The sequence below is a fragment of the Sphingobium sp. IP1 genome (assembly GCF_002708645.1).
GTDB classification, from domain to species: Bacteria; Pseudomonadota; Alphaproteobacteria; order Sphingomonadales; family Sphingomonadaceae; genus Sphingobium; species Sphingobium yanoikuyae.
Window position 1 is genome coordinate 1 of record NZ_NOIW01000003.1, and the last position, 18,886, is coordinate 18,886.

The following is an 18,886-nucleotide window of genomic DNA, read 5'->3' on the forward strand; positions in this document are numbered from 1 at the left end:
GTGTCGGGCCGCGATGCTGAACAGGTTATTAGCAGGGGTGGGGCAGGGGGCGCGATGCCGGTAATGGCGATAGCGCCGGGGCGATCATTTGGCTTCGAGCTGGTCCAGCATGACCTCGATCATCGCCAGGGCCTGGTCATGGCCTTCGGTGAGGCCAAGCGCGGTCTCGCTGACCAGCATGCGGGCGAGCGAGGCGGCGATCATTACCAGGCCGCCGGCCTGCCCCGCCCGATCGGCCGGTAGCAGCGCCGCAACGGCCTGCGCCTGATGCGCGCGGAACGTCTGGGCGGCGGTGACGATTTCCGCCCGCACGGCCTCGCGATGATGGGCGATGGCGCTGAGTTCTGCGGCAAGGGCAGCGGTCGAGGGATCGCGCATCATCTCCCACATGGCGCGCAGCGGGCTGGGCGCGGCGAGCGCCTGCTCAAACCGGGCCATGCGCCGCTCGTTGATCCGCTGCACCACGGCGCGCAGCAGATCGTCCATGGTGCGGAAATAATAATAGAGAAGCTGGGTCTTGAGCCCGGCCTGCTGCGCTACCTGCCGCGCGGAAATGCCATGTTCGCCGACCTCTGTCAGGATCGTTTCGGCCGCGTCGATGAAGCGGGCGCGGTTCTGCGATCCTTCGGCGCCAAGTCTGCGAGCGGTAGCCATATCGTCCTTTCCGTCCTTCTCCGTCTCCGCTTCTGGGCAATTTTGCGAGGCGCGGCAATGGCTGGGCACCTGTCCATTTTGGTCAAGTCGCTGCGCGAGGGCGTCGCTAGCCTTGGCGCCAAACAAGGCATTTGCGGAGAGACGATCCATGACCAGCCCGACGCTCGATTGTTCGGATATCGACAATTATCTGGGCAAGCCGATCCAGCCCGCGCGGATGGTCGAGCCGATCAACAATGGCGATATCCGCCGCTGGGTGCAGGCGATGCATTATCCCAACCGGCTCCATTATGACGCGGGTTATGCCGCGCAGAGCCGCTGGGGCGGCATGGTCGCGCCGCAGAGCTTTGCCGTGACGATGGACTGCGCCCATGGCTCCGCGCCGTCCTGTATCGGCCGGGTGCCCAATTCGCACATGCTGTTCGGTGGCGATGAATGGTGGTTCTATGGCCCGCGCATGGTGGCGGGCGACCGTATCCTCAATGAACGCATCCCGTTCGACTATACGGTCAAGGACACGAAATTTGCGGGGCCAACCTGTTTCCAGCGCGGCGATAATTTCTATTATAACCAGCAGGGCGACCTGATCGCCAAGCAGCGCTCCACCTCGATCCGCTACAGCCAGGAAGCGGGCAAGGATAATGTCCCGACCGAGGGCTTTGACGATCCGGTCTGGACCGATGACCAACTGGAGGAACTGGAAGCGCGCAAGATGCAGTGGATCCAGATGCTCCACGATCTGGGCCATGACCGGCGCTGGTGGGACGATGCGACAGTCGGCGCGGCGCTGCCCGAGCGGGTGGTCGGCCCGCATTCGATCGTGTCCTTCGCCACCGAATGGCGATCCTATATCTTCACCCAATGGGGCGGCACGCACCGGCGCACCGACCTCGACATGGAAGCGCTGGGCTTCGTCAAGGAAATGGCGGGGCATGAGAATGATCCGGTGATGGAGGCGATCAATCCGGAATTCACCGACGGCGCCTATGTCGGCCCGTCGCGTGGCCATCTCTTCCCGCGTTGGGCGCGGTTCATCGGCATGCCGCGGGGCTATGGCTATGGCGCGTCGATGGGGGCGTGGATCACCGATTATTTCGCTGGTTGGGCGGGGGAATGGGGGATGATCCGCCATTCCGCCTGCAATTATCGCAGCCCGGCGCTGACCGGCGACATCACCATCACCACTGGCACCATCCTCGACAAGTTCGTGGACGAGGATGGCCGGCACATGGTGCAGGTCGATTGCCGCATGGCCAATCAGGCCGGCGCGGTGCTGGCCACGGCCAAGGCGGAGATCGAACTGCCCAAACGGCCGGCCTGATCCATCTGGTCAAGCGCGCCGCGCTGTGGAATAGCGCGGCGATGGATTTAGACGATCAGTTTCGCCATTATTTCGGCACCGACGACCTTGCCAGCGTACCACCCGAGGGCATGGCGGCCGGGATCGAGCGGATGCAGGTGGCTTTCGGGCTGGAGACCGACCGTCCCCGGCGCTTCGCGCTGTGGACGTTGCTCTACATGCTGGGCGCGGCGCCTGATCTGGATGTCGCCTTCGAGGATGAAGCCGATCGCAATGCCGCGCGCGACGTGATGGACATGCTGGACGAATAGGTCGCAGGCGCGATGGCAAAAGGCATCACCGGCGCCGGCAGGAAGGAACGGGCTTCGGCGCGCGGCGCGATATTGGCCGCGACCGAGAGGCTGATGGTCGAGGAGGGCTATGCCGCCGTCACGACCCGGCGCGTGGCGAAGATCGTCGGCGTGACGCCGGCGCTGGTCCATTATCATTTCGCGACGACGGACGACCTGCTGCTGGCGCTGTTCCGCAGCCTGTCCGCCCGGTTCAAGGAAGAACTGGCGAACCGGCTGGATACGCCCGATCCACTGCGCGCGCTGTGGCGGCTCAATTTCGATCCGGATGGCAGCGCGATCGTGCTGGAGTTCATGGCGCTGTCCAACCATCGCAAGGCGATCCGGCAGGAAATCGCCGCCTTTGTCGAGGAATTGCGCGATATCCAGACGCGGGCGATCGGCGCGGCCGATGGCGCGGGGCTGTCGCCGGTCGGCCTTTCCGTGCTGGCGGCGGGCATGGCCCGGTCGATCGTGATGGAGCAGAGCCTGGGCGTGACGCTGGGCCATGACGAGGCGCTGGCCATGGTGGAGGCGTTGATGCGCCATGCGACCGGCAAGGATGCCGATGGGCGAGGCAGCTAACAGGTCAGCCGGCGCGACTATGCGCGCCGGCCTTACCCTTATTTCTTCGCCGGGATCTTGTTGAGGTCGGCCTGCACCTTGGCAAGCGCGGCGTCGGTCAGCGTGTCGGCGGCATATTGCTGCACGCCCTTCAGCGTCATCGAACGCGCCATGTCGATCTGCGGATTGGCGGTGAAGCCCGGCAGATTCTTGTCCAGGACGGCCTTGGTCGCGGGATTGTCGAGCAATGTGCCGATGTCGGTCGTTTCGACGCTATAGGCCGGGGCAGGCGCGGCGGCAGGGGCTTGCGCCATGGCGATGTGCGGCGCGGCGGCAGTGAGCAACAGGCTGGCGGCGATCAGGACAGTTTTCATCGGCATCCTCTCAAGGCAACAGGTCTGGTCCCGACGTCCGGTGGCCGTGAGACGATCTGTATCATAAGCGGGGCCGAGCAGGCAGGGAACCGGGGCGCAATCCAACCGCCCCGGCGATGTTTGGTTCAGTAGCTGCCGCCGATCCAGCTGCGCACGACGGCGCCCTGGGCATCCAGTTGCAGCAGGTCGGCGCGCAGGCCCGGCGCGATGCGGCCGGTTTCGGCGGCAAGGCCCAGGAAGGCGGCCGGGGCCGCCGATGCCATGGCGATGGCGCGTTCGATTGGGACGTCCAGCATGGCGACGCTGTTGTGGACGGCGGTGATCATGTCGAGATTGGAGCCGGCGAGCGTGCCGGCATCATCGGTGCAGGCGCCGTTGCGGACCAGGATATGGCGGCCCTGGAGGATGAACTCGTCCGCGTCGGAGCCGACCGAGGGCATGGCGTCGGTGACCAGCATCAGCTTGTCGCATGGCTTGCAGCGCAGCGCGATCTTGAGCGCGGTGGCGCTGACATGATGGCCATCGACGATGATGCCGCAGGTCACGCTATCCTGCTCCAGCGCGGCGCCGACGATGCCGGGCTTGCGCGATCCCAGTGGCGACATGGCATTGTAGAGATGGGTGACGCCGGACAGGCCAGCTTCGACCGCACCGATCATATCTTCATAGCGGCCATTGCTGTGGCCCGCCGCGACGATCACGCCGCGCTCCACCAGCTGGCGCACCATGTCGGGCGAGGTCCGCTCGGGCGCCAGCGTGACCAGGGTGCGGCCGCGCTTGAGCGAAGACAGCACTTCCAGCCCCTCGGCATCGAGCGGGCGGATCTTGTCGCCGTCATGAATGCCCTTGCGCTCGATATTGAGATAGGGGCCTTCGATATGGATGCCGAGCACGCCCGGCACGCCGGCCTCGATCGCGGCGTCGACGGCGGCGACCGCCTGGCGGATGACGGCCAGATCGTCGCTGATGAGCGTTGGCAGGAAGCCGGTCGTGCCGAAACGCCGATGGGCGGCGCCGATCGCGGCGATGCCTTCGACCGTCGGGGCATCATTGAACAGCACGCCGCCGCCGCCATTGACCTGGGTATCGATGAAGCCGGGCACCAGCCGGTCGCCGCCGAGGTCGCGCCGCGCGACATCGGCCGGGACATCGGCGTCGGGCAGGATCGCGGCAATGCGATTGCCCTCGATCAGCAGTGCCTTGCCGGCATGGAAGTGGCCGTCGATCAGGATCGACCCATTGACCAGAGCGTGACGCATCAGAGGGTCTCCGTCACCTTGGCAAGGTGCGGGGGCTGGTCCGGGTTGAAGCCGCGCCGGACCGACAGCGCATTGACCGCGCGGTAGAAGGCCTGGACCTGAAGCATCGGCTCGATCGCCGAATGGGCGGCGGGCACCGGCAGGTGGATGGCGCCATCGACCGGCTCCCCGGCGATCAGCACCTGGCCGCCGCGCGCGACAACCTCGCGCACCAGTTCATCGACGCTCTCGGCGGTCTCGTCCGCCTGGCGGAACACCAGCAGCGGGAAATCGGGGCCGACCAGCGCCATCGGGCCATGCTTGACCTCGGCCGCGCTGAACGCTTCGGCGTGAAGACCACTGGTTTCCTTGAATTTGAGCGCGGCTTCCTGCGCGATGCCAAAGCCGATGCCGCGGCCGATGACGTAGAGGCCGCGCGCGGTGGCGAGTTGTTCGACGAGCGGCGTCCAGTCGCAGGCCCAGGCCTGGGCGAGCAGGGCAGGGGCAGTCTCCAGCGCCGCCAGCAATTCTGCATCCTCGCTCCAATGGGCGGCAAGGTTCAGCAGGCTGGCGATCGATGCGATATAGGACTTTGTGGCGGCGACGCTGCGTTCCGGCCCGGCATGGAGCGGCAGCAGCGTATTGACCTGGCCGGCGAGCGGCGAGTCGGCGACATTGACCATCGCGACGGTCCTTGCGCCTGCGCTTTTGGCGGCATCGACCGTGGCCAGGATGTCGGGGCTCTTGCCCGACTGCGAGATGGCGATGGCCAGCATGTCGGCGAGGGCAGGAGCTGTGCCATAGACCGAGGCGATCGAGGGCGCGGCCGACGTGGTCAGCAGGCCCAGGCGCGTTTCGAACAGATATTTGGCGAAGGTCGCCGCATGATCGGAGCTGCCGCGGGCGCAGGTGACGATGCCGCGCGGCGGATTTGCGCGCAGGCTGGCGGCCAGCGCCTTGACCGTTTCGGCGTTGGCGGCGAACTGGCGGGCGATGACGGCGCCGGCCTCTGCGGCCTCGGCGAACATCAGGGTATCTTGCGGATTGAGCATCGTGTCAGGCATCTTTTCGGTCAGGCGCGCATGTCGAGTTCGGCAACAAAGTCATAGGCATCGCCCCTGTACCAGCTTTGCGTCGCTTCGATGACGCGGCCATCGTCCAGGAAACCGCGCCGTTCGATATAGAGGCCGGGCGCCCCTGCCTCGATCCCCAGCAGCTTGGCCTGTTCGGCGTTGAACAGGACGGCGCGCAGGCGCTGGAGGGCGCGGACCGGACGGTTGCCGGCGGCTTCCAGGGCGGCATAGAGCGAGGCGCCGACGACATCGACACCATCGAGGCCGAAGCCGGGAATGGTCGAATATTCGAGCGCCATCGCGACATCGTCGGCATAGCGGATGCGGTTGAAGCGGTAGACCGCCGCGCCGGGGCTTAGGCCCAGCGTCAGCGCGTCATCGGGCGTCACCGCGCCGACGCTGCGGCCCAGCCACTCGCTGCGCACGGTGCGGCCGCGTGCCGCCATATCCTCGGAAAAGGAGGAGAGCTTGGCGAACTGCTTTTCGACCCGGTTGGCGACGAAGGTGCCGGCGCCCTGCTTGCGCACCAGCAGTCCTTCCTCGACCAGCGAATCCAGCGCCTTGCGCAGGGTGATGCGGGACACCGAGAGTTCCGATGCCAGGTCGCGTTCGGGCGGTAGCGCCTCATTGGGTTTCAGTCGCTGGGTGCGCAGCGCTTCGCGCAGCGCGTCTTCGAGCCGGCGATAGAGCGGGCCACCGCCCAGCGCGTCGAGCGGTCCAATCTGTTCGGCAAGCAGCGGCATCTCGTCTCCACCAGCATATGTGTTGCTTGCACACTAAGACCAATTAAATACCATATGCCAGTGAAAAATTTCAAACGCCGTCACAATTTTGAAAATATCCCTCTTGACGGCGATATGACTTCGGCGGATGGTCTGCTTATTGGTATGCAGTTGGTCCGCCCAATTGGTGCCATGCATCAAATATAAATAAGGGGTGAGATATGGGGATTCGGACTTTTCTGGTCGGTACCGCCAGCGCCATCGCGCTGTTTTCCGGTGCCGCGCATGCGCAGGGAAGCGATGCTTCCGCGCCGGACGCCGATGCAAATGCCAGCGATATCGTCGTCACCGGCTATCGTGCCTCGCTCGCCAAGGCGATCGACGTCAAGCGGAACGCTGACGCGATCGTCGACAGCATTTCCGCCGAAGATGTCGGCAAATTCCCCAATACCAATGTCGCCGAAGCGCTGACGCTGGTGCCCGGCGTCACCGTCGACCGCCAGTTCGGCCAGGGCGAAAAAGTGTCGATCCTGGGCACCGATCCGGCGCTCAACCGCACCCTGCTGGACGGCCAGACCGTGGCATCGGCCGACTGGTTCATCCTCGACTCGCCGGGCCGCACCTTCAACTATGCGCTGCTCGCGCCGCAGCTGGTCGGCCGGGTCGATGTCTACAAGTCGCCCGAACCGCGCATCGACGAAGGTTCGATCGGCGGCACGGTCAATGTCGTGACCCGCAAGCCGCTGGAGCTGAAGCCCTTCACCATGGCGGGCCAGCTTGGCTATCTCTACAATGATCGCTCGAAGAAGGGCGATATCCAGGGGTCGGCGCTGGTCAGCTGGCATAATGAGGAAGGCACGTTCGGCATCCTCGCCTCGTTCCAGCGCGCCAAGGACCGGCTGCGCCGCGATGGCGTCGAAACCTATGGCACGATGAAGGCCGACCAGTGGGCCGGCGGCAATGCCGACAATCCGGTGGACTCGCGCGACAATGGCTGCGTCGGCGAATGCGCCACCACGCTCAGCAACAATCTGGATGCGATCAGCCCCAACGCCTTTGGCACCTCCTATTTCGAACAGGGCCGCGAGCGCCTGACCTATTCGGCCACCGCCCAGTGGAAGCCGGTCGACGAGCTGACCCTGGAAGCGAGCTGGCTCAAGATCGACGCCACCTACAACAACCTCAACCAGTCCATGTATGCCTTTCAGGGCAACACCTGGAACAGCCTGGGCGCGCTGACCGGGCTGGAAGTCAATAACGGCATCGTCACCAGCGCAACCTTCAAGAATGCGCTGTCGGTGCTGGACGTCCAGTATCGCGAGGCGGAAATGAAGTCCGACACCTATCGCGGCAAGGCGCGCTGGGACGGTGGCACCTGGGATCTGACGGTTGAAGGCGGCCTGTCGGACGCGGACGGCGGCACCAAGCGGCAGGTCTTCCTCGAATTCCTGAACTGGGCGGATTATACCGTGAATATCGGCGGTGCGCCCAAATCGCCGGGTTCGCTGACCTATGCCACCGACGTTCAGGGTAACCCCAATGCCTTCGTGACCGATCCGGGCTGGAGCGGCAACACCGTCACCAAGCCGACCAGCGACAAGGAGCGTTACGGTCAGGCCGATCTCGGCTTCGATTTCGACGGTGCGTTGAAGCGCATCCAGATCGGCTACAAATATCGCCATCACGAGACCGGCCAGCAATATGCGGGCATCGCGCTCAATGGCCTGGGCGTCGCGGCGGCGCAGTTCGATCCCAAGACGGTCGCGGGCAATTATCTGCGCGGCTTCAGTGGTGTGAACGACCAGATGACCGACCGCTTCATCATCAGCGGTCCGTCGATGGTCGACTATCTGGAAGGCCAGACGCTGCCGACCCCGTCGATCTTCGCGGCGGCCGAATTTACCGCCGGCAACTGGAACATCCAGGAAGATATCAACGCGGTCTATGCCCAGGCCAATTTCGATACCGGCACGCTGCGCGGCAATTTCGGCGTGCGCTATGTGAACACCAAGACCGACAGCGCCGGCTATGTCTGCAACGCCGGTGCGCCCTGCAACAGCGCGGCGGACTGGACCTGGCAGACCACCAAGCGCAGCTATGACAACTGGCTGCCCAGCGCCAACATTGCCTGGACCGCGCAGCAGGATCTGATCCTGCGCTTCTCCGCAGCCAAGGTGATGTCGCGTCCCAACTATGCCGACATGACCAATTATTTCTGGCTGTCGGACACGGTGCTGACCGGCGGTGGCGGCAACCCGAACCTGAAGCCCTATACGTCGGGCAATCTCAACGCCTCGGTCGAATGGTATTTCAAGCAGGGCTCGATCCTGTCGGCGGAAGTCTTCTACAAGGATATCAGCAATTATATCCTGCAGAAGACGGCGCCCGAGAGCTATTTCAACCAGTCTCAGGGCCGGGTGACGACCTATCAGATCAGCCGTCCCTACAATGCCGGTTCGGCCGAGGTGAAGGGCTTTGCCGTCGCCTATCAGCAGAACCTGCCTTATGGCTTTGGCATATTGGCCAACTACACCTATTCCGACGGCTCGGGTGAAGGCGGCCAGGCGCTGCCCTATAATTCCAAGCATCAGGCCAGCGTCAGCCCCTTCTTCGAAAGCGGCCCGGTCGCGCTGCGCGCCACTTACACCTGGCGGTCGAAATATTTCACCGGCATCGACCGTGGCGACAATATGTTCGTGCGGGACTCCGACAATCTGGACGTGTCGGCGACCTATAATGTCACGCCGCAGATCGGCATCACCCTGTCGGGCATGAACCTGACCGACGCGGAATATTATGCCTATGCCAACACCACGGCACTGCCGCGCGGCGTCTATCGCTCGGGCCGCAAGTTCCTGGCGACGGTGAACTTCAACTATTGATTGCCTCGCCTGTCAGAAGGCGCATGACTTGAAGACGGCGGGACGGAACGCAACAGCGTCCGCCCGCCGCACGTCCCTTGTCGCGTCCGCGCGGCGTGGCAGGGGCACGCTATTTTCGGGAGCCTGTTTCGTGATCCGTGCCCGCCGCCTGACGCTGCTTGCGTCGCTGATGCTGTCCGGCATCGCCACCGCCCCGGCCATGGCCGAACTGCCCCGCCTGTTGCCGGTGCCCGCGCAGATGCGCGAGGGGCAGGGCAGTTTCCAGATTATATCCGCCACCCCGATCCGGGTTCCGGCCGGCGATGCCGCCGCCCGCAATGCGGCCGAGTGGTTCGCCGACCTGGTCGCGCGCAGCCGGGGCTTTCGTCCCCGGATCGAGACGGGCGGTGACGCCAACAATGCGATAGTGTTCCGCCGCGCCAAGACCGGCGCGGCAGAATCCTACACTCTCGACGTGACCGGCAAGGGCGCCGTAATCGCCGCTGGCGACGATGCTGGCCTGCTCTATGGCGCGGTGACGCTGTGGCAGGCGATGACGCAGGATCAGGCCGCTGGCCCGGTATCGGTCGCGGCGATGCAGATTGCCGATACACCGCGCTTTCAGTGGCGCGGGCTGATGCTCGACAGCGCCCGCCATTTCCAGTCGCCGGCCTATGTCCGCCAGTTGATCGACTGGATGGCGGTCAACAAGCTCAACCGGCTCCACTGGCACCTGGTCGATGATCAGGGCTGGCGCATCGAAATCCCCAAATATCCGCGCCTCACGGAAATTTCCGCCTGGCGCGTGCCCGCCGGGGCGCCCGGCGCGCCGCCGCTGCCCAAGGTCGGCGGCTTCTACACCCAGGCCGAAATCCGCGAGATCGTCGCCTATGCCGCCGCGCGCGGCGTCATGATCGTGCCGGAGATCGAGATGCCGGGCCATGCGCTGGCGGCGATCCGCGCCTATCCCGAACTGGGCATGGGTGTGGCGATCCCGCCGGGTACGGAGTCCGACTGGGGCGTCTTCCCCTGGCTCTACAATGCGGATGATGCGACCTTCGGCTTCCTCGAAGATGTGCTGACCGACGTGATGGCGCTGTTCCCGTCGCCCTATATCCATATCGGCGGCGACGAGGCGGTGAAGGACCAGTGGAAATCCTCGCCAGCGATCCAGGCGAAGATGAAGGCGCTGGGCATCACGAGCGAGGATGCGATGCAGGGCTGGTTCATGCACCGCATCGACGATTTCTTGACGAAACATGGCCGCAAGCCGATCGGCTGGGACGAGATATTGGAAGGCGGCGCCTCGCCCCATGCCACCATCACCTCCTGGCGCGGGATCGAGGGGGCGGTGACGGCCGCCAAGTCCGGCCATGACGCGATATTGAGCCCGGCCCCGATCCTCTATTTCGACAATCGCCAGGGCTTCGGGCCGCTGGAGCCGCCGGGGCGTGGCCATCTGTCCGACCTGCGCAGCGTCTATGACTTCAATCCCGAGCCAGAGGGGCTAAGCGCCGCCGAGCAGCAACATATTTTGGGGCTGCAGGGCAATCTCTTCACCGAGCATGTCCGCACCGAGGAGCGCGCCCAGTGGCAGCAATTCCCGCGCGGCAGCGCTGTGGCCGAAATCGGCTGGTCGCCGGTCGCGAGCCATGATTTTGCCAGCTTCATGGACCGGCTGGTGCCGCAGATGACGCGGATGGGGACGCTGGGCCTGAAGCCCGCGATCAGCGCGCTGACGGTGACGGCAAAGACCGACTATGCGCCGGGCGACAAGGCGGCGCGGGTGACGCTGGAGAGCCAGTCGGGCTTTCCGATCCATTATACGCTGGACGGCAGCGCGGTGACGCCGCGCGCGCCGGTCTACAAGGGCGGTCTCAGCCTGCCGGTCGGCGCCCGGCTGCGCGCCGGCACCGCCTGGCGCGGCGGGATGATGCCGGGCGCGATCGACATCGGCCTCGACGCCGCCTTCCTGCGCCGCCGCACCGATGAGCAACTGGCAAGCTGCGCCAACAAGGTGGTGTTGTCGCTGGAGGATGATGCCCCGGCGCAGGGCGAGCGGGCGCATTTCCTGACCGATATCCTGCAGCCCTGCTGGCTCTATGCCGACGCCCCGGTCGGCGGCGCGTCCAGGATCGCGATCGATGTCGGCCAGTTGCCGTTCAATTTTCAGATCGGCAAGGATCGCGCCGCCATCCATTTCCGCGCCCCGGCGACCCCGGCGGGCGAGGTGGAAGTGCGCGCCGGCAGTTGCGAGGGCGAGCGCATCGCCGTGCTGCCGCTGGCGCCCGCGGTCGGCAATCCGGAAGTGACCCGCCTGGTCGGGCCGATCGCGCCGCGCAGCGGCAAGGAAACATTGTGCATCACCTATACGGCGAAGGATGTTGAGCCCCTATGGGCGATCAAGCAGGTGGAACTGATCCCATGAGCGGGATGATGGCCGGCGTGACGCTGCGCGCGCCCTTGGCGGGCTGGCTGGCACCGATCGAAAGCGTGCCCGATCCGGTCTTTGCCGAACGGATGATGGGCGAGGGTTTTGCCATCGACCCGATCGCAGGCGAAGTCCGCGCGCCGGCCGACGCGACCGTGCTGACGGTGGCGCCGACCGGCCATTCGGTTTCGCTGCGCTTGGCCAATGGTGCGGAACTGCTGATCCATGTCGGGCTGGAGACGGTGACGCTGGGCGGCAAAGGCTTTACGCCGCAGGTGAAGCCGGGCGATGCCGTGGCGGTCGGAGACCTGCTGATCGGCTTCGACCTTGACGCCGTGGCGCAAGGGGCCAAAGCGCTGATCACGCCGGTGGTGCTGGCGGGCGAGGGCTATGCCCTGTCGCTGGAGCCGCTCGACCGGCTGGTCGGCTGGCAGGATGGCGTCGCGCGGATCACGGCGCTGGCGCCGGTGGCGGTCAAGGGTGACAGCGAAGGTGACAGCCATGAGCGGGTCGTGCGCGTCGACGCCCCCCATGGCATTCATGCCCGCCCGGCGGCGCGGATCGCGGCGCTGCTGCGCACCTTCGTCGCGCCGGTGGCGATCGTGCGGGACGGCAAGAGCGTCAATGCGCGCAGCACGGTCGCGCTGCTTGGCCTGGGCGTGCGTAGCGGCGATGAGATTATCGTCCGGGGCGAGGGCAGCGATGCCCGCGCGGCGGTCGAGGCGCTGGTGGCGCTGATCGAAGCGGGGTTGGGCGAGGAGGCGAAGGCCGATCATCCCGCGCCGGCGCTGGTCGTGCCGCAGCATGGGCCGGTGACGGCCGCGCCCGGCCTGGCGATCGGGCAGGTGGTGCAGTTGCGTGTCGCCGATGTCGATGTGCCGCGCGACGGGCAGGGCGGGGCGGCCGAACATGCCGCGCTCGCGAGGGCTATGGCGGCGGTCGATGCCGAATTGTCGGTCGGCCATGGCTTGGCGGCCGAGATTGCGGCGGCGCATCGCGCGCTGCTGGCCGACCCGGAACTGGCCGAGGCGGCCGGGCACCAGATCGATGCCGGGCGCAGCGCGGCCTTTGCCTGGCGTCATGCGACTGCGCAGGCGGCTGAGGCGATCCGCGCGACCGGCGACCCGCTGCTGATGGAACGTGTCGCCGATCTGATCGATATCGAGCGGCAGCTGATCGCCGCCCTGCTTGGCACCGAAGCCAGCGCGTTGCCGGTGCTGCCCCCGCAAAGCATATTGATCGCCGAGGATCTGCTCCCCTCGCAGTTCCTGGCGCTCGATAGGGACCGTCTGGCCGGAATCTGCACGGCGGCCGGCGGTCCCACTTCCCATGTCGCCATCCTCGCCGCGTCGGCCGGCATCCCGATGCTGGTCGCCGCCGGTCGGGACGTGCTGGCCATTGCCGACGGACGTACGGTCATCCTGGACGCGGACGGCGCCCGGATCGATGCCGATCCGGGCGTGAACACATTATCGGAGGTCAGCGAACGGATCGTCGCCGCGCGCGAGCAGCGCAGCCGCGACCGGGCGCAGGCCCATGCCGATTGCCGCATGGCGGACGGCACCCGGATCGAGATTTTCGCCAATCTGGGATCGCAGGCCGATGCCGCCGTCGCCGTGGCGGCCGGCGCCGAGGGTTGCGGCCTGCTGCGCACCGAATTCCTGTTCCTGGAGCGGGCGGAGGCGCCGGACGAGGCCGAACAACGAGAAATCTATTCCGGTATCGCAACGACATTGAACGACCGGCCGCTGATCGTGCGGACGCTCGACATTGGCGGCGACAAGCCGGTGCCCTATCTGCCGATGGCGGCCGAGGACAATCCGGCGCTGGGCCTGCGCGGCGTGCGCCTTAGCCTCGCCCGGCCGGACCTGATGCAGGTCCAGTTGCGCGCGATCCTGCGCGCCGTGCCGGCGGACCAGTGCCGCATCATGCTGCCGATGATCGTGGACCTGTCCGACTATCGCGCGGTCCGGGCGATGCTGGACGCGGAGAAGGCGGCGCTGGGCATCGATGTGGCGGTGCCGCTGGGCGTGATGATCGAGACGCCGGCGGCGGCGATGCTGGCGGACATGATGGCGGCCGAGGCCGATTTCCTGTCGATCGGCACCAATGACCTGACCCAATATACGCTGGCCGTCGATCGCGGCAATGCGGCGGTGTCGCACCGGATCGATGCGCTGCATCCCGCGGTGCTGCGCCTGATCCGCGAAGTCGGCCGCGGCGCACAGCGTCATGGCCGCTGGGCCGGCGTCTGTGGCGGCCTTGCCTCCGACCCGCTCGCCGCGCCGATCCTGATCGGCCTTGGCATCACCGAATTGTCCGCCACGCCCGCCGCCATTGCCCGGTTGAAGGCGGTGGTGCGCACGCTCGACATGGGCCGCTGCATCGACCTGGCAGAGCGCGCCTGCGCCGCCGAAAGCCCCGCTGCCGTGCGCGAAATGGCCCAAGGAGTCCTGGCATGAGCTTCCGTCCCGCCACCCTGCTGGCCCGGCTGCAACCCCTTGGTCGTGCGCTGATGCTGCCGATCGCGGTGTTGCCGATCGCCGCGCTGCTGCTGCGCCTTGGCCAGCCCGACATGCTCGCCATTCCCTTCATCGCGGCGGCGGGCGACGCGATCTTTTCCAATCTTGGCCTGCTCTTCGCCGCCGGTGTCGCCGTGGGCCTCGCCCGCGAAAATCATGGCGCGGCGAGCCTCGCCGGGGTGATCGCCTATCTGGTGACGACCGAGGGTGCGAAGGTGCTGCTCGTCCTGCCGCCCGACGTGGCGGAGGCGGCGCAGGCGGCCTGGCGCGCCAAGGAAATCGCCAAGGTCTCCGTGCCCGCCGGCATCATGTCGGGCATCGTCGCCGGGCTGCTCTACAACCGCTTTTCGGACATCAAGCTGCCTGATTATCTGGCCTTCTTCGCGGGCCGTCGCTTCGTGCCGATCGTCGCGGGGCTGGCCGGCCTGTTCGGTGCGCTGATGTTCGGCCTGGGCTTCCCCTGGATCGAAGCGGGGATCGATCGCCTGAGCCAATGGGTGGTGGCGGCCGGGCCGCTCGGCCTGTTCGTCTATGGCCTGCTCAACCGGCTGCTGCTGATTACCGGGCTGCACCATATCATCAACAATGTCGCCTGGTTCCTGCTCGGTGACTTCCATGGCGCGACCGGCGATATCAAGCGCTTCTTCGCGGGCGATCCGACCGCCGGTGGTTTCATGTCGGGCTTCTTCCCGGTGATGATGTTCGGCCTGCCGGCCGCCTGCCTCGCCATGTATCGCACCGCCTTGCCGGATCGGCGCAAGCGGGTCGGCGGCCTGCTGCTCAGCCTCGCGCTCACTTCCTTCCTCACCGGCGTGACCGAGCCGATCGAGTTCAGCTTCATCTTTCTGGCCCCGATCCTCTATGTCGTCCATGCGGTGCTGACCGGCCTGTCGATGGTCGTCATGGACGCGCTGGGCGTGAAGCTGGGCTTCGGCTTTTCCGCCGGCCTGTTCGACTATCTGATGAACTATGGCCTTGCGACCAAGCCGCTGATGCTGATCCCGGTCGGGCTTGTCTATTTCGCCGTCTATTATGCCGCCTTCAGCTGGTGCATCCGCCGCTTCGACCTGAAGACGCCGGGACGCGAGGATGAACCCGCCACTGCGGCCGAGATGCCAAGCGTGGCCGGTGCGCGCGGGCCGGCGATGGTCGCGGCGCTGGGCGGGAAGGCAAATGTCCGATCGGTCGACGCCTGCACCACCCGGCTGCGGCTGGTGCTGGGCGACAGCGCCATCGCGGACGAGGCGCGGCTGCGAGCGCTGGGCGCGCGCGGCGTCGTCCGCCTGCGCGATGGCGGTTTCCAGGTCGTGCTGGGGCCGATCGCCGATCAGGTCGCAGCGGAGATCCGCAGTGCGCTGACCGGACATGATCCGGCGCCGATCGCGGGCACGTCCGATCTGGTCGCGCTGCTCAAGGGCGCCGGCGTGCGCGCCGTCGAGCCGCGCGGCACGCGTCTGCTGGTGCGCGTCGATAGGCCCGCTGCCGTGGACGCGGCCGCGTTGCAGGGCGCCGGGGTCAAGGTCTGGGTGCTGCCGGCATCGGCCGATGGCTGGCTGCACCTGATCCTGGGCGATCAGGTAGAGCCACTGGCGGAGGCGCTGCGGGCAGCCTAACCCAGCGCAATTCGCCGGCTGATGCCGATCGCGTCGAGAAAGCGCTCGTCATGGCTGACGACCAGCAGGGCGCCGTCATAGCCGCGCAGGCCCGCCTCCACCGCCTCGATCGCTTCGAGGTCGAGATGGTTGGTCGGCTCGTCGAGGATCAGCAGCGGCGGCGGCGCGCTGCCCAGCACGCAGGCCAGGCCCGCGCGCAGCATCTGCCCGCCGCTGAGGCTAACGACCCGTTGCAGCGCGGCGTCGCCGCGAAAACGGAAATGGGCGAGCAGGGCGCGACGGCCATTTTCGTCGAGTTCGGGATGCAGGCGCGCAAGATTGTCCGCGATCGATAGGGCAGGATCGAGCAGCGCGGCGGTTTGGTCCAGTACGGCGTGGCGTACCGGGCGGTCGATCCGTCCGGAGAGCGGCGGCAATGTGCCGGCCATGGTTGCGAGCAGGCTGGTCTTGCCCGATCCATTGGGCCCGGTGATGGCGATCCGTTCCGGCCCTTCGACCAGCAGCTCGACATGTTCCAGCAAGGGCGTCGCGGGATCATGGCCGACGCTGACATCGGTGAGGCGCAGGACGACCCGATCCGGCGCAAGGCCAGTCGAGGGCAGGGTGATGCGGATCGGCTCCAATATCTCGACCCGGCCGCGTGCAGCCTGCGCCTGGTCCTCCGCCTCGGCGCGCAGCCGCTCCGCGACATGACGACCGGCAGCGGAGGAGGCTTCCGCCTGGTTCTTGCGGGCGCCGATCAGGATGCGGGGCATGTCGCCGCGCGCGCCCTTGCGGGCGCCGGCTGCGTCGCGTCGCTGCTGGCGCTCGGTCGCGACCTGGGCCTTGCGCGCGGCCTGCTTTACCTGTCGTTCCGCGATGTCGAGATCATGCGCAGCAGCGGAAAGTTCGGCCGCCTTGCGTTCGCGATAATGGGACCAGTTGCCGCCATAGCGCTGGGCGCCGAGGCCGGTGAGTTCGACAATCGCGTCGACCCGCTCCAGCAGCTCGCGATCATGGCTGACGAGGATCAGTCCGGCGCGCCAGTCATCGACCAGTTCAGCGACGGCCGCGCGCCCGGCCCGGTCGAGATTGTTGGTCGGTTCGTCCAGCAACAGGAAATCGGGTGCGTCAAGGATCGCGCCGGCAAGCGCCGCGCGGGTACGCTGGCCGCCCGACAAAGTGCAAAGCCGGGTATCCGGCCCAGCATCGAGCCCGACCCGCTCCAGCGCCGCGTCGATCCGGCTTTCCAGCGTCCAGTCGGCATCGGCCAGCTGTTCTGCGGATGCGTCGCCGCTTTCCGCCAGGCGCAGCAGGGCGATGGCATCGGCCACGCCCCACAGATCGGCGATCCGTTCATCCGCGCCGAACTGCACGGCCTGGCGCAGGCAGGCGAGCCGGCCTTGCACGGCGATGCTGCCGCTGCTGGGGGTGAGATCGCCGGCGATCAGGCGCAACAAGGTCGTCTTGCCGACGCCGTTACGGCCGACAAGGGCGGTGCGTTCGCTCTGGAAACGAAGGTCTAGACCGGAAAGGACGGACTGGCCATCAGGCGTGGTCCAGCCGAGATTGGAACAGGATATGGCGGGCATGAGCATGAATTTCCCTGGCAGCGTTGCGGATCGGCATTGCGGTCAGGTTGAAATCCACGGCACGGTCTCTTTTCTTGTGAATTGAGGCGGCAATCTAGCTGCGATCGCCGCCCTGTTCAAGCGCCGGGCCGCACAGGGCAAACATCGGCATCGCGATAAACGACGAAAAACCGCGCTTTTCTGCGGCCTGGCGGGATGTTCCCGCTCGTCTGTGCGCATGCTGTCACCGGCCGTGGACTTGTGCCGGCGGGCGCTGCTCCGCCATGGCAGGGCAGAACAAAGATTTCCTCGGAGGGGAACCATGAGCATAGCCGTCTTCGACTGTTCGGACATCGACCAATATCTCGGCAAGCCGATGCAGCCTGCGCGGATGCGCGAGCCGATCCACAATAATGATATCCGCCGCTGGGCGCAGGCGATGCATTATCCCAACCTGCTCCATTATGATGCCGATTATGCCGCCGAGGGGCGCTGGGGGCGGCTGGTCGCGCCGCAGAGCTTTGCCGTGACGATGGATGACGGCCATGGCGCCGGACCGGCCTGTGTGGGGGCCATCCCCAATTCGCACCTGCTGTTCGGCGGTGACGAATGGTGGTTCTATGGCCCGCGCATCCAGGGCGGCGACCTGGTCCATAATGAGCGCATTCCGTTCGACTATACGGTCAAGGATACCAAGTTCGCCGGGCCGACCTGTTTCCAGCGCGGCGACAATAATTATTACAACCAGAATGGCGAACTGATCGCCAAGCAACGCTCGACCTCGATCCGCTATCTGGCCGAGGCGGGGCGCGAGAAGACGACCGATGTGGTCGAGGGCACCGAAGATCCGGTGTGGAGCGACGAGGAACTGGCCCAGATCCAGGATCGCAAGTTCGACTGGGTGCAGATGCTGCACGAACTGGGCCATGGCAAACGCTATTGGGACGATATCCAGATCGGCGCCGCGCTGCCCGAACGTGTCATCGGCCCGCACAGCATCGCCAGTTTCACCACCGAATGGCGCGCCTATCTCTTCACCATCTGGGGCGGCACGCACCGGCGCACCGACCTCGACATGGAGGCGCTGGGCTTCGTCAAGGAAATGGCGGGACATGAAAATGACCCGGTGATGGAGCGGATCAATCCGGAACTGACCGACGGCGCCTATTTCGGCCCGTCGCGCGGCCATCTCTTCCCGCGCTGGGCCCGCTTCATCGGCATGCCGCGCGCCTATGGCTATGGCGCGTCGATGGGCGCCTGGATCGTCGATTATCTGGCGGGCTGGGCCGGCGAATGGGGCATGGTGACCCATTCGGTCGCTTCCTATCGCGGGCCGGCTTTCACCGGCGATATCACGATCATGACCGGCACGGTGGTCGACAAGTTCGTCGACGACGACGGACGCGACGTGGTGCAGATCGACTGCCGCATGGTCAATCAACTGGGCACGACCCTGGCGACCGCCAAGGCGGAAGTTGCATTGCCGCGCAAATAAGCGCGGCAATGGCTGCGGCCCGTTTTTGCGGCTCGCGGTGTCAAGATGTTGAAGCAAAAAGGGGATTTTCCTGCGTGCGACGAACGGTGCGTCGCACGCAGCGCCCGCAATGGCGCAACTTCTTCGAATTTCTAAAGATTTTGTTAACCATTTTACTCTA

At 66.1% G+C, this 18,886-nt stretch carries 14 protein-coding genes; 8 read left to right on the forward strand and 6 right to left on the reverse strand.

Annotation, left to right across the window (positions count from 1 at the left end):
* Window positions 1-84 precede the first annotated feature (84 nt).
* A complete protein-coding gene (locus CG471_RS01475) occupies window positions 85-654 on the reverse strand; it encodes a TetR/AcrR family transcriptional regulator (RefSeq protein ID WP_099230196.1) in 570 nt (189 codons plus the stop codon).
* A gap of 148 nt (window positions 655-802) precedes the next feature.
* Here CG471_RS01475 and CG471_RS01480 point away from each other — a divergent pair, with 148 nt between their 5' ends.
* The 3 genes from CG471_RS01480 to CG471_RS01490 are packed head-to-tail and all read left to right on the forward strand — an operon-like array spanning window position 803 to window position 2,868.
* Window positions 803-1,975: a MaoC family dehydratase N-terminal domain-containing protein gene (locus CG471_RS01480; RefSeq protein ID WP_099230068.1), complete on the forward strand. Its 1,173-nt coding sequence runs from the start codon at window positions 803-805 to the stop codon at window positions 1,973-1,975.
* A 41-nt stretch (window positions 1,976-2,016) separates the two neighbouring features.
* Complete coding sequence (locus CG471_RS01485) at window positions 2,017-2,265, forward strand: hypothetical protein (RefSeq protein WP_004212448.1); 249 nt, start codon at window positions 2,017-2,019, stop codon at window positions 2,263-2,265.
* Window positions 2,266-2,277: 12 nt separating this feature from the next.
* Window positions 2,278-2,868, forward strand: a complete 591-nt coding sequence (locus CG471_RS01490; protein ID WP_099230070.1) for a TetR/AcrR family transcriptional regulator — start codon at window positions 2,278-2,280, stop codon at window positions 2,866-2,868.
* A 38-nt stretch (window positions 2,869-2,906) separates the two neighbouring features.
* Here CG471_RS01490 and CG471_RS01495 read toward each other — a convergent pair whose 3' ends face one another.
* The 4 genes from CG471_RS01495 to CG471_RS01510 form a co-directional block, all read right to left on the reverse strand.
* Complete coding sequence (locus CG471_RS01495) at window positions 2,907-3,221, reverse strand: hypothetical protein (protein ID WP_099230072.1); 315 nt, start codon at window positions 3,219-3,221, stop codon at window positions 2,907-2,909.
* Window positions 3,222-3,346: 125 nt separating this feature from the next.
* Window positions 3,347-4,480 carry an N-acetylglucosamine-6-phosphate deacetylase gene (gene nagA, locus CG471_RS01500; RefSeq protein WP_099230074.1) on the reverse strand — a complete coding sequence of 378 codons (1,134 nt, stop codon included), beginning with the start codon at window positions 4,478-4,480 and terminating at the stop codon, window positions 3,347-3,349.
* On the reverse strand, window positions 4,480-5,523 hold the full coding sequence (locus CG471_RS01505; protein ID WP_180275589.1) for an SIS domain-containing protein: 1,044 nt from the start codon (window positions 5,521-5,523) through the stop codon (window positions 4,480-4,482). Before CG471_RS01505 ends, nagA begins: the two co-directional genes overlap by 1 nt.
* A gap of 8 nt (window positions 5,524-5,531) precedes the next feature.
* On the reverse strand, window positions 5,532-6,275 hold the full coding sequence (locus CG471_RS01510; protein ID WP_010339098.1) for a GntR family transcriptional regulator: 744 nt from the start codon (window positions 6,273-6,275) through the stop codon (window positions 5,532-5,534).
* Between the two features lie 200 nt (window positions 6,276-6,475).
* On the opposite strand from CG471_RS01510, the gene CG471_RS01515 reads away from it, so the two are divergent.
* From CG471_RS01515 to nagE, 4 genes are all read left to right on the forward strand, one after another.
* The gene (locus tag CG471_RS01515) at window positions 6,476-9,136 is read left to right on the forward strand and encodes a TonB-dependent receptor (protein ID WP_099230078.1); all 2,661 of its coding nucleotides are present in this window, start codon (window positions 6,476-6,478) and stop codon (window positions 9,134-9,136) included.
* A gap of 130 nt (window positions 9,137-9,266) precedes the next feature.
* The gene (locus CG471_RS01520) at window positions 9,267-11,543 is read left to right on the forward strand and encodes a beta-N-acetylhexosaminidase (RefSeq protein WP_099230080.1); all 2,277 of its coding nucleotides are present in this window, start codon (window positions 9,267-9,269) and stop codon (window positions 11,541-11,543) included.
* Complete coding sequence (gene ptsP / locus CG471_RS01525; RefSeq protein WP_099230082.1) at window positions 11,540-14,008, forward strand: phosphoenolpyruvate--protein phosphotransferase; 2,469 nt, start codon at window positions 11,540-11,542, stop codon at window positions 14,006-14,008. The genes CG471_RS01520 and ptsP overlap by 4 nt, the downstream gene beginning before the upstream one ends.
* Complete coding sequence (gene nagE / locus CG471_RS01530; RefSeq protein WP_099230084.1) at window positions 14,005-15,681, forward strand: N-acetylglucosamine-specific PTS transporter subunit IIBC; 1,677 nt, start codon at window positions 14,005-14,007, stop codon at window positions 15,679-15,681. Before ptsP ends, nagE begins: the two co-directional genes overlap by 4 nt.
* Here the strand turns inward: nagE and CG471_RS01535 are convergent.
* A complete protein-coding gene (locus CG471_RS01535; protein WP_099230086.1) occupies window positions 15,678-17,258 on the reverse strand; it encodes an ABC-F family ATP-binding cassette domain-containing protein in 1,581 nt (526 codons plus the stop codon). The genes nagE and CG471_RS01535 overlap by 4 nt on opposite strands.
* A gap of 295 nt (window positions 17,259-17,553) precedes the next feature.
* Between CG471_RS01535 and CG471_RS01540 the strand changes: the two genes are divergently transcribed.
* Window positions 17,554-18,726: a MaoC family dehydratase N-terminal domain-containing protein gene (locus CG471_RS01540; RefSeq protein WP_037521545.1), complete on the forward strand. Its 1,173-nt coding sequence runs from the start codon at window positions 17,554-17,556 to the stop codon at window positions 18,724-18,726.
* The last annotated feature ends 160 nt before the right edge of the window (window positions 18,727-18,886 follow it).